This window comes from Streptomyces thioluteus, from assembly GCF_039535865.1.
In genome coordinates, this window is sequence record NZ_BAAAXZ010000097.1 from 33883 (window position 1) to 44406 (window position 10524).

The 10524-nt window shown below is 73.6% G+C and carries 3 protein-coding genes and 3 pseudogenes; all 6 read right to left on the bottom strand.

The window, feature by feature from the left end; translation table 11 throughout:
- Window positions 1-6: 6 nt before the first annotated feature.
- The 6 genes and pseudogenes from manA to ABD794_RS18935 all read right to left on the bottom strand — a co-directional run bounded on the left by manA (window position 7) and on the right by ABD794_RS18935 (window position 6814).
- A complete protein-coding gene (gene manA / locus ABD794_RS12615; protein WP_344963158.1) occupies window positions 7-1209 on the bottom strand; it encodes a mannose-6-phosphate isomerase, class I in 1203 nt (400 codons plus the stop codon).
- Window positions 1121-2432 (bottom strand): annotated as a pseudogene (locus ABD794_RS12620) (SIS domain-containing protein). The gene manA and the pseudogene ABD794_RS12620 overlap by 89 nt, the downstream one beginning before the upstream one ends.
- A gap of 41 nt (window positions 2433-2473) precedes the next feature.
- Window positions 2474-2663 (bottom strand): annotated as a pseudogene (locus tag ABD794_RS12625) (Trm112 family protein).
- Between the two features lie 122 nt (window positions 2664-2785).
- Window positions 2786-4149, bottom strand: a pseudogene (locus ABD794_RS12630) (phosphomannomutase/phosphoglucomutase).
- Window positions 4150-4309: 160 nt separating this feature from the next.
- Entirely contained in the window at window positions 4310-4762 is a 453-nt protein-coding gene (locus ABD794_RS12635) for a DUF3499 domain-containing protein (protein ID WP_344963155.1), read from the bottom strand.
- Between the two features lie 1614 nt (window positions 4763-6376).
- Window positions 6377-6814, bottom strand: a complete 438-nt coding sequence (locus ABD794_RS18935; protein WP_425586010.1) for a DUF5719 family protein — start codon at window positions 6812-6814, stop codon at window positions 6377-6379.
- Window positions 6815-10524 lie beyond the last annotated feature (3710 nt).

Consider the following 10524-nt stretch of genomic DNA (forward strand, 5'->3'; position numbering starts at 1 on the left):
CGGCGGTCAGACCGCCACGGTGGCACGGAAGAGCGTGCCCGCGCCGTCGAGCACGGCGTGCTCACCGGCCCGGACGAAGGCGGACTCCCCTTGCGCGAGCGACAGTTCGGAGCCGTCGTCACCCCGGAGGAGGGCCGTGCCGCCGGTGCACAGGAGGATCTGCGGGGCGCGCGCGTCCAGCGGGTGCGGCGGGGCGCCGACGGGCCGTACGTACCGGGAGAGGCGGAACTCGTCGACGGGCGTGGCGTAGACCTCCTCGCCGTCCGGCCCCGCCTCCGGGCGCAGCACCCCCGGGACGCTCGGCTCGAAGCGGACGACGCGCAGCAGTTCGGGGACGTCGATGTGCTTGGGTGTCAGCCCGCAGCGCAGCACGTTGTCGGAGTTGGCCATGATCTCGACGCCGAGTCCGTCGAGGTAGGCGTGCGGCACCCCGGCGCCGAGGTAGAGCGCCTCGCCGGGCTGGAGCCGTACGTGGTTGAGGAGCATGGCCGCGACGACGCCGGGCTCGCCGGGGTAGTGCCGGGCGACGAACGCGTAGGCGGCGTAGTCGCCCCGGTGCGGGCCCTCCTGCCCGGCCAGCCGCTCGGCCGCGGCGCCGGCGGCGACGGCGGTCTCCGCCATGGCCGCGCGGTCGGCGGTGAGGACGGCGCGGTGAGGACCTCGCGCAGGGCGTCGGGTCTCCGGATGGGCGTGCAGCAGGTCCACGTACGGCTTGAGCGAATCGACGTCGAGGGCGGCGAGCAGGTCCGCCGTCGCGGCCGGGTCGCGGAAGCCGCACAGGCCGTCGAACGGGGTGAGGGCGCAGAGGAGTTCGGGCTTGTGGTTCGTGTCCTTGTAGTTGCGGTGCGGGGCGTCGAGGGGGATGCCGAGGGCCTCCTCGGCGGTGAAGCCGGCGGCGGCGCCGGCCCGGTCGGGGTGCACCTGGAGCGAGAGCGGGGCGGCGGCGGCCAGCAGCTTGAGCAGGAACGGCAGGGTGGGGCCGAACTCCCGGACGGAGGCGGCGCCGAGCTCGCCGTGCGGGTCGGCGGCGACGACGTCGGAGAGGGACCGGGGGCCGTCCCCGCGGTCGACGCGGGACGGGGCGCCGGGGTGGGCGCCCAGCCACAGCTCGGCCTGCGGCTCACCGGTCACCGGCGTGCCGAGGAGCTCGGGGATCGCGGTGGTGGAGCCCCAGGCGTAGGGGCGCACGGTGTTGGCGAGGCGGTCCATGAGGCGGTTCCTGACGTGTTCGTACGGGTCGGGCCGGCTCGCGCGGCCCGCTAGGGGTGCCGGCGAGGGCCAGGTAGACGGCGGCGAAGTCGGTGACGGCCAGCAGCTCGGCCGCGGTCTCCAGCGGTGTCCCGTCCTCGTCCGCCTCCAGTTCGCTGATGGGCGTGCCGCGGTGGAGGGCGAGGGTCGCGGGCGCCGGGGGCCGGTGAGGTGACGGCCGGTGCGCGCTCGCGGAGGAGGACGACCGGGCGTGCAGCGCCTCGGGGTCCTCGACCCGGTCGCGGGAAAGAAGTCCTCCGGGTCCGCTCCGGCGGCGAACGCGCCGGAGAGCAGGGTGCCGTGGGCGGTGAGCGCCTCGGGCAGCTCGGCGGCGAGCGCGGGGCGGCCGGCGAGCGCGGCCAGGACGGTGGCGAAGCGCCGGCCGGCCGCGGCGGCGAGGTCGCCCTCGGTCCAGATGAGCGGGAGGGTGTCGGCGAGCTCGGCGGCCAGGGTCTTGGCCGGGTTGCTGTAGGTGGCGATCGCCGGGCCGCAGCGCTCGGCCAGCTCGTCGAGCCGGTCGGCGAGTGCGGCGACGCGCGCCGGCCGGGGCGTCGAGCAGGCCGATGCGGTCGGCGAGCACGAGCAGCGGGTGTGAGCAGCGACCAGAGGGTGCCGGGGCCGGTCGGCAGGACGCCGTCCGCGTTCCGCGGGGCGTCGTCACCGGCCATCGTGGCCTCGTACGGGGTGCTGGTCAGCGGGATGGCCAGGCCGCGGACCTGGGCGGTGGCGTCGGCGAGCGGTGAGCCGGCCGGGGAGACGCAGACCACCGAGCAGCCGCGCCGGTAGGCGCCCTCCAGCAGGCAGGGCCAGGCCCGGCTCGGTGCCGTCCGGGCTGACGACGAGCAGGAGGTCGAGCGGGCCCGTCCAGCCGGGGAGGCGTCCAGCGCCAGGGCGCCGGGGGCCGGGGCGACGCCGGCCGGGCGGAGGGGAGTGACCGGGCAGCTGCCCGCCGCACAGGGCGGCCAGCAGGTCCGCCGGTGGAGCCGGCGGCCGGGCCGGGGCCGGGCCACGAGGACGGCACGCGGGCGGCCGTCCGGGCTCAGGGCGGCCGACCGCCCGCCTCGTCGGCGTTGCGGGCGGCCTGTGCGCACGCGGGCGCCGGATTCGGCCGCGCCGCGCAGGAGGCCGTGGACGTCCGCGCGGGACAGGGCGTCGGGGTCGTCCAGCAGTGACTCGTCGAACACCGTTGATCAGTCTCCGATCGCCGTCGGGTACGCGCGGTGGGTCAGGCGGGGCGGCGGGCCTCGTCCACCAGCAGGACGGGGATGCCGTCGCGGACGGGGGTACGCCAGGGCGCAGCCGTCGCTCGTGCACACCAGCTCGGCGGTCTCGTCGGAGGCGCCCGCTTCTTCGCGGAGGGGGGCGTGGCACGCCGGGCAGGCGAGGATCTCCAGGAGGCCGGCTTCGAGCGGCATGGGGGTTCCCTTCGGGAGGTGTGCGTCTTCGTGCGGTCGGGCTGCAGCGGTCAGGCTGTGCGGTCAGGGTACCGCCGGGCCGTGGGGCCACGCGCCGCGTGGCCCCACCGGGGTGACGGGCGTCAGGCCCGGACGACGGCCAGGACCTCGTCGCGGACGCGGGCGACCGTCGCGGCGTCGCGGCCTCGACGTTGAGCCGCAGGAGGGGTTCGGTGTTGGACGCGCGGAGGTTGAACCACCAGTCGGGGGTGGTGACGGTGAGGCCGTCGAGCCCGTCGACGGTGACATCTTCCCGGCCGGCATAGCGGCCTCGACCGCCGCCATCCGGCCGGGCTGGTCGGCGACGGTGCTGTTGATCTCGCCGGAGGCGGCGTAGCGGTCGTAGGAGGCGACGAGCTCGGAGAGCGGGCCGGCCTGCTCGCCGAGGGCGGCGAGGACGTGGAGCGCGGCGAGCATGCCGGTGTCGGCGTTCCAGAAGTCGCGGAAGTAGTAGTGGGCGGAGTGCTCGCCGCCGAAGATGGCGCCGGTGCGGGCCATTTCTGCTTGATGAAGGAGTGCCCCACGCGGGGTGCGGACGGGCTCGCCGCCGTGCTCGCGGACGACCTCGGGCACCGAGTGGGAGGTGATGAGGTTGTGGATGACGGTGCCGCCGGGGTGCTTGGCGAGCTCGCGGGCGGCGACGAGGGCGGTGATGGCGGGACGGGGAGACCGGCTCGCCGCGCTCGTCGACGACGAAGCAGCGGTCCGCGTCGCCGTCGAAGGCGAGGCCGATGTCGGCGCCGGTCTCGCGGACCTTGGCCTGGAGGTCGACAGGTTCTTCGGGTCGAGGGGGTTGGCCTCGTGGTTGGGGAAGGTGCCGTCGAGCTCGAAGTAGAGCGCGACCAGGTCGATCGGCAGGCCCTCCAGGACGGTGGGCACGGTGTGCCCGCCCATGCCGTTGCCCGCGTCGACCACGACCTTCAGCGGGCGGATGCGGGCGAGGTCCCACCAGGGAGCACAGGTAGCCGGCCGTAGTCCGCGAGGGTGTCCCGCTGCGTGATCGTGCCCGGCCGGGCCGACGGCCTCGGGCGCCCCGCCTCCGTCCAGCCCTCGACGAGGGCGCGGGATCTCGGCCAGGCCGGTTGTCCTGGCCGACGGGGGCGGCACCGGCGCGGCACATCTTGATGCCGTTGTACTGGGCGGGGGTTGTGGCTGGCGGTGAACATGGCACCGGGCAGGTCCAGGTGACCGCTGGCGAAGTACAGCTGGTCGTTGGAGCAGAGGGCCGATCTCGGTGACGTCGGCCCCGCGGTCGGCCGCCCCCGGGCGAAGGCGCGCGTTGAGGCCGGGCGAGGAGGGGCGCATGTCGTGCCCGGACGACGATCGCGGCGGCGCCCGTCACCTCGACGAAGGCGGCACCGAAGAGTCGGGCGAGCTTCTCGTCCCACTGGTCGGGGACCACACCACGCACGTCGTAGGCCTTCACGAGCTGCGACAGATCGGCCACGGTCAACCCTCCTGGAGTCCTGGAACAGGGACCCCAACCTACCTGGCGGGACCGACAATCCGGACGGCGGACGCCCGTCCGGCCGGGAACCGGTGGTGGACGGCGTGCGAACAGCGGACGACGGAGCGTCATGCGACGGCCGCCCGCGGTCCACGGGCCGTCAGGAGTCGGGCGAGCGCAGGACCCTGAGGTGGCCCCGGCGGGCCACCTCCATCGGGTTGACCTCGCGGGTGCTCGGTCCGACGGGGCCGATGCCCGGCCCGGCGCCCGGGCTCGCGGCGCGCTCCTGCGGAAGCGGACGGGCCGCCTCGCGCACGGCGTTGGCCAATGCTTCGAGGTCGTCACTGCTGGGGCGGGCGGGGCCGGAGTCCACGGCGAGGCGGACGACGTCCCAGCCGCGCGGGGCGGTCAGGCGCTCGGAGTGCTCGGCGCACAGGTCGTAGCAGTGGGGCTCGGCGTAGGTGGCGAGCGGGCCGAGGACCGCGGTCGAATCGGCGTAGACGTACGTCAGCGTCGCCACGGCCGGGCGGCCGCACGCGGTGCGCGAACAGCGACGTACAGGGCTCACGACGTTGGACGGTACCGCACTCTTGAGCGGGCCGCGACGACTCACTCCTGGCTCACCCCTCCGTGTCGTGCCGGAGCGTCCCGTGGACACCGGCCCCGAACCGCCTGGCTGACCTGCGCGGGGAGCGATCGGGGACGGGAGGCGCGATCCTGGGACTTGGTCATCACCCGGCCACCATAGTGTCATTCGGCATGTGATCACCGGTCTCGTGGGTGGCTTTATCCGATCGCAAGCATGGCCGGGAACGCTCATCGGGCGACATCCGATGAGATGCGCGGCTACGGCGCGTGCACGGCCGGGCGGCGGATACCCTCGGAGTGATGGACAGCCCGTACCGCCACCGGCCGCCGCCGGCGGCGAACCCAGCCCGGCGGGCCCGCGCCCGCGCCACCGCGACCGGCACACGGCCGCGGCATGTGGCGCGGCCGTCGCCTTCCGCGCGGTGCCGCTGTCGTGAGCCGTGCGGAGAGCTTCGTCGACGGCTGGTTCCACGACTTGGCGGAGCGCTGGAGCGACCGCTGTCCGAAGATGGCGTCGGTGGACTGGATAGGATCTTCGGTGCGTGAGGTGCCCCGTCCCGGGCGAGCGACGGCGAGCCCCCCGGGAGTTCCCTCGGCCGGCGATGTTCCGTGCCGCTCGGCCGTTACGCGGTCAGCGGCCCCACGGGGAGACACCGTCCTCCAACCGGATCGTGTGTCTAACCGCCGCCCTCGTGGAGAGTCCGCACCAAGAGCCGCGACGATAGCGGGGCCCTGCTGTGCACGAGGTCGTGGTCACGAGCAGGGTCGCCGAACTGCCTGGGCCTGGCCCCCGAGTCGGTCCGGACTCCCGGCTCTAACTTTACCCGGTCGTGTACTTGTGATCCGCCGTCCCTCATCGGTTGACGGCCGACAGTTCCTGACGGTATCTTCGTGACCTCCACCGTGGATCGTGTCTTCGTGCAGCTGGCTGGACGGGTGAACGCCGTAACGGGACGCCGTCCTTGGGCAGTGGCGCACGCATCCGGTGAACTCGTTGCTTACGCGGTGCCGAAGCCGTACACCTTCTCTCCACTCTCACCGTGCCCACACACTCCCTTGCCCCCCAAATCCGGCTTCGGCGGCTCGACGCGTCAGCGTGGTGCCGCCCTTGACGGTGTGTACGTGCGGAGTCCGCCGATCCGTGCCCTCGCTGTGCCCGCCGAGGCGACCACTCTTGAACCCTGCGCAGGTCCTTCTCCGGGGTCGGTGCGAGCGAGAGCGTCGTCCCCTTCGCCCGGGCGTCCGCCACGTATTCCGCCCCCAGGTTGACGATCGGCCGGACGGCTGGGACGAACGCGGTCTCGCTGTTTGTCCCCACTTGCCCCGGGGTCAAACCCGCACCCGGCGGTTGTGAAGGGGACCGCCGCCCTCGACGTCCCAGCAACAGCGATGCCCGGTTCGCGCCTTGGATGAGCGCCCAGATCGAGGCCGAGGCGGTCATCCCCGCTCTTTGACGTGCAGCGTCCTCATGCCGCCGTCCGGATGGAACCGCCGGGCCCCGCCAGCACGTAGCGTCACATTACGGCTCTGTACCGAGCCGGGCGCGAAGGCCGACGAGCGTACGGACTGGCGATCGGCCGGATGGCCCGGGAGTCTACGCGTGTTGGTGAGCGGGGAAGGGGGGCCGTCCCGGCGTCCGTTAGCCGTCAGCCAGTCGCCGCCCAGCCTGTCGTCCGTTGGACTGCACCGCGGCGCCCCAAACCGGCCGGATCCGGGCGGCCACGTGGAGGGTGGGTCGCCCTCGTGTCCGAACCCCGGGTTCGGACGTCCCTTCGGGGAGCGTGGTCAGCAGCACGGGCACGGTGGAGCGCGGCGGAAACGGTGAACGCCCTCCGCCCGGTGGGGGCGGCGCCGCGGCAGTCCTTGCCTGTAAGATCTCCAGGTCGACGACGAGCGGCCCGTGGTGCCGTTCGGGGTTGTTCAGGTGGACGTATTCCTGGCGGCCCTTGGCCGTATGCACCGCCCGGAAACCCAGAATGGTGGGCGACGAGGTGTCGTGCCGTTGCACGTCAGCCCCTGCAAGGCCCGCGTCCGCTGGACCAAGGACGTGTGCGTAATCGTGGTGGTCCTGCTGCATCCTCCGACCCGGGGCCAGCGCCCCGGGTTCGGCCGAGCCGATCGGGCGGTGGCGTACGGGAAGCGGTTCGGTGGTGGCGGTCACGGGCCTGCCCGGCGCCTTGAGGGAGAGGACCGTCTTTCCCGTCCTTACTTCTTGGCTGTCCGCGCGGGCAGCAACGGGCCGGCCCGGCCCTTGGTCTCGCCCCGGCTCGCCCCCCCGGCCACTGTAGGCTGTGTACGTCGTCTCGGCCGACGATCCGAGAGGGTGTGGACTGCCGGGCTAGTAGCTGCGGACGTGTGCTGGACCGTCATCCGGGCGGCGGGCCGCAGCCCGGTGCGCGGCGGTGCCGGTGTCCTGCGACGGCCCCTGCGGAGCCAACGGCGACGCGTGTGACGGCGGGCGCGAGCGCCGCAGGAGGGTTGCGCGGTGAGGGAGTCCGCGAACAGGGAGCAGGGTCGTAGCGCTTCACTGCTACTGCCTGCGCTTGTCCGTCAGCGGCGGGCACCGTCGGCCCGTGGGCTAGGTGGGGCTGGGAGAGGGCGCGGGGGGAGGGGGTGGGGGGAGGGGGGGGGGGAGGAGGAGTCGCTGTCGTAGCTGCGGTTCCGTAGCCGTACAGGGGTCGTAGGCGCCAGTCCCTGCGTGTAGGGGTTCGTGCGGCCTGTAACGTCCGTCGGTAGTACGCCTGCTCCGCGTAGGCCGTTGCCGTATACGCCGCCTTTGCCTGGTACGGCCTGTTGCTGCCCCGTAGTACGCGTCCAGCCCCGGCCGCGGGGCCTGGGGCGTTAGGGCTGCAGGGGCACAGCGTACGGGTGCCTGCCGCGGCTGGGCGTAGGGGTCCTCCGGCGTACGGGCGGGGGTTTGGGCCGTTCCGGCGCGCGTCGAACGGCCCGCCGGCGGCGCGTCTCGGGGGGGGAACGTGGAAAGCGGGGTGGACGGTGCGCGCAGCCGGCGGGCCCGGCGGCCCTCGCCCGCCAGGGGGGGGGGGGGGGAGGGAGGGGGGGTGGTGGGGACCGAGGCCGGGGGAGGGAGGGGGGGAGGGGAGGGTGCCCTGCGGTGTCGGAGAGACTACGAGGGCCAGTGCGGCCGTCCACCGGCCTCTGGTCAGGGTTTTTTCCGTACGTCGACTTTCCGGCGACGGAGCCGCGTCAGGGCGAGGACGACCAGGACGACGCCATGGCAGCGCCTGGGTCCACAAACCAGTTCGGTCCCGGTGTTAGACGGCGTCTCGTAAGGAGAGCGTCAGCTTCCCGCCGCCGCGGGGAGTTTTCGAAAACCCTGATGGCCCGAGCCGTCGGACAGTGGTGCGGCCTTGAAAGCTCCCTTGCCGTCGAGGGTGGGTGTGCCAGCCGGGCCCGCCCTGTCGGCGAGGCGCAGGACGCGGCCGCCGGACGCCGCGGGCAGGGTGTCGCGGGCTCCTGCCGGGACCGGAGGCCGACGGGCAGCGGCGACCGCCCCGTCGGCGCCGACGGTACCGGGGCGACCTGGCGTCCACCCGCGCTACAAGGCGCGGTGCGCCCTCTGGCTTAGCGGGGTCCGGCCCGGTGTGGTCGTCCAGGGCGGCGCCCATCGCCTTGGCCCCGTCGTCGAGGGGACGAGGACGAAGCCACGGCGTACCCGCCACCGGGCGGCCTGGTCGGCGCCGGAGCCGATGCAGGATCTGCGGACGACGGGTCCGAGCGCCGGTCGCGGCCCCCGCCCAGGGGCCTCTTACGCCCTAGCAAGCTTACTCCGCTTAGCCGCGCACCAGCGCGGTGAAGGTGGGATGGGGGGTGGGAGGGGCCGTAGAGGCAGGACCGCCGGCGCTAGCCAGGGGTGGCGGGGGGATAATAGGGGGCAGCTGGTATCGGCGGTGTTGTGGTCGTGGACGGTGCCTCGGCGACGACGCCGGGACCTGTGGGTGGACCGGGTTTCCCGGCCGAGCTCCAGTCGGTGGGTGGGGGGCTCGGCCCCGCAGCCGATCAGCGGGGCGCCCCAGGCGACGCGCGACGAGCGGTCCCCGGGCGGCCGGCGGCGAGCGACACGAGCCCGGGCGACCGCTGCACGCCAGCCGAAGGGCTTGGGGCGCGCGGCGACTTCGCTCGCGGGGCGCCAATCCTGACGGGCGTGGGGGGGCGGGAGCCGGGGGGGGGCGGCGGCCCGCGATCAGCGTGCTCAGTCCTGGACGAGGTGGCGGGCCCGGCCCACGCGGAGTTGTTTTGGCGAAGCCGCCACACCAGCCTCGTCGTTGAGGGCCACGGTCCAGGCGTGAGACTGACCAGGCCCGCCGGTCCCGGCGCGGAGCAAGGCGCCGAGCAGTGCAGGCCAGCATACTGCCGGCCAGCGCAGCCCGGCGAAGGTCTCGACGCCGCCGGGGTCGCCGAGTAGTCAGATACATCTGCGGTGGCCGTGCCCCGCCCCCGTACCCTTCGCGCGGCCCTGGCCGAGGAAGTGGCCGCGGGATGCGCGAGAAGACAGGTCCCGAACTGACCGTGGGCGCTGGTGAGATGCACCAGCTACGGGTCTCCACTGGACTACTGCGAGGAACGCCGGGACCTTTGGGCCTTGAGCTGCCCGGCCCTGCGGACAGACGCAGGGCCAGCACGCCCAGGGCCGAGGGCGACGGCCGATCGGCCAAACGGGCGTGAAGGGGTACCGTTGGTGACATCGGTGAGCAGGCGGGCGTATACCCAGGACTCGCGCGCAGGTGGGGCGGGCGCCCGCCGAGCGGAGCCGCCGGCGGAGACGGGGCCGGGTATTTTGTGCATGGGGCGTGTGGCCATTATGCGCGGCATGAGGAGCGGAGGGATCGAAGAGGTACCGACGGCACACAACGGCCATTCCGCGAGCGCCCCGGTTGTCGCGTGCAGGATTCTTATTCGACGCTGCCCCAGGCCCGCATCGCCCTTGACATTCCGACCATATCGGCGCGTAATGCAAGGATATCAGTCACCTGCGGGGGGGGCGGGGGGGTTCCCTTCGTTGGAGCTCGGGGGGGATGCATACGAGCAGCGCAGGGTTAGCGTCAGTTCACCGAGCCGAGCAGCAGGCACCGACAGGCCGCGAGGAACTGCGAAATGGGCGGGCCGCCGCCGGTGTCACCTTTTGTGTGGGGGAGGGCCGTACTCGGTGCCATCCCGTCGTCGAAGCTGCGACCACATCCCTCCGACGCCTGTCGTTTCGGGGGCACAGGTCTGATGCCGCCCGACAGCGCCGTCCGCCCCCCAGATTATATCCCCCGGCAGTTGCAGGTCGGATACCGGCAAGGCTAGCGTGCGAAGATGGACCGGCCCCGGTTTGCGGGCGAGCCCGCTTGTCCGTGGCGAGACTGCTCGTCTCCAGGAAGTCCGCGTCGTCCCCCTGCCGTGGCCCGGATTCGACCGCGGCGCTTGCCAGGCCGTCCGACCGACGAGGCCCGACGTTCCGAACCTGTCCGCCGAAACGCGGGCCGTCAGCTGCTCGTCCGCAGCGCGCAGGCTCGCACCCGGCGGCGGGAAATGGAGCGCAGCTCCCTGGCTGGGGACCTTCGCCCCGGCCCCCGCTTGCGGGCGGCGGGAGCGGCCGGGACCGCGAGCAGACGGCGCCGAGGCCAGGTGAGTTTCGTCGAGGGGTTTTATTGTGGGCTCCGGCGCCTTGCCGCGAAGGATACGCCGAGGACCCGCAGGCAGGGTGCCGAGGACGACCTCCGGAACAGGACGTCGCAGGGTGGCCCGCGCCCCGGTGTTTGGGACAGCTTGTGACGTCGCCGGCCT

Excerpts from the sequence above, each read along its gene's own strand:
- manA (WP_344963158.1), bottom strand. The coding sequence starts at position 1,209 with ATGGACCGCCTCGCCAACACCGTGCGCCCCTACGCCTGGGGCTCCACC.
- ABD794_RS18935 (WP_425586010.1), bottom strand. The coding sequence starts at position 6,814 with ATGCAGCAGGACCACCACGATTACGCACACGTCCTTGGTCCAGCGGAC.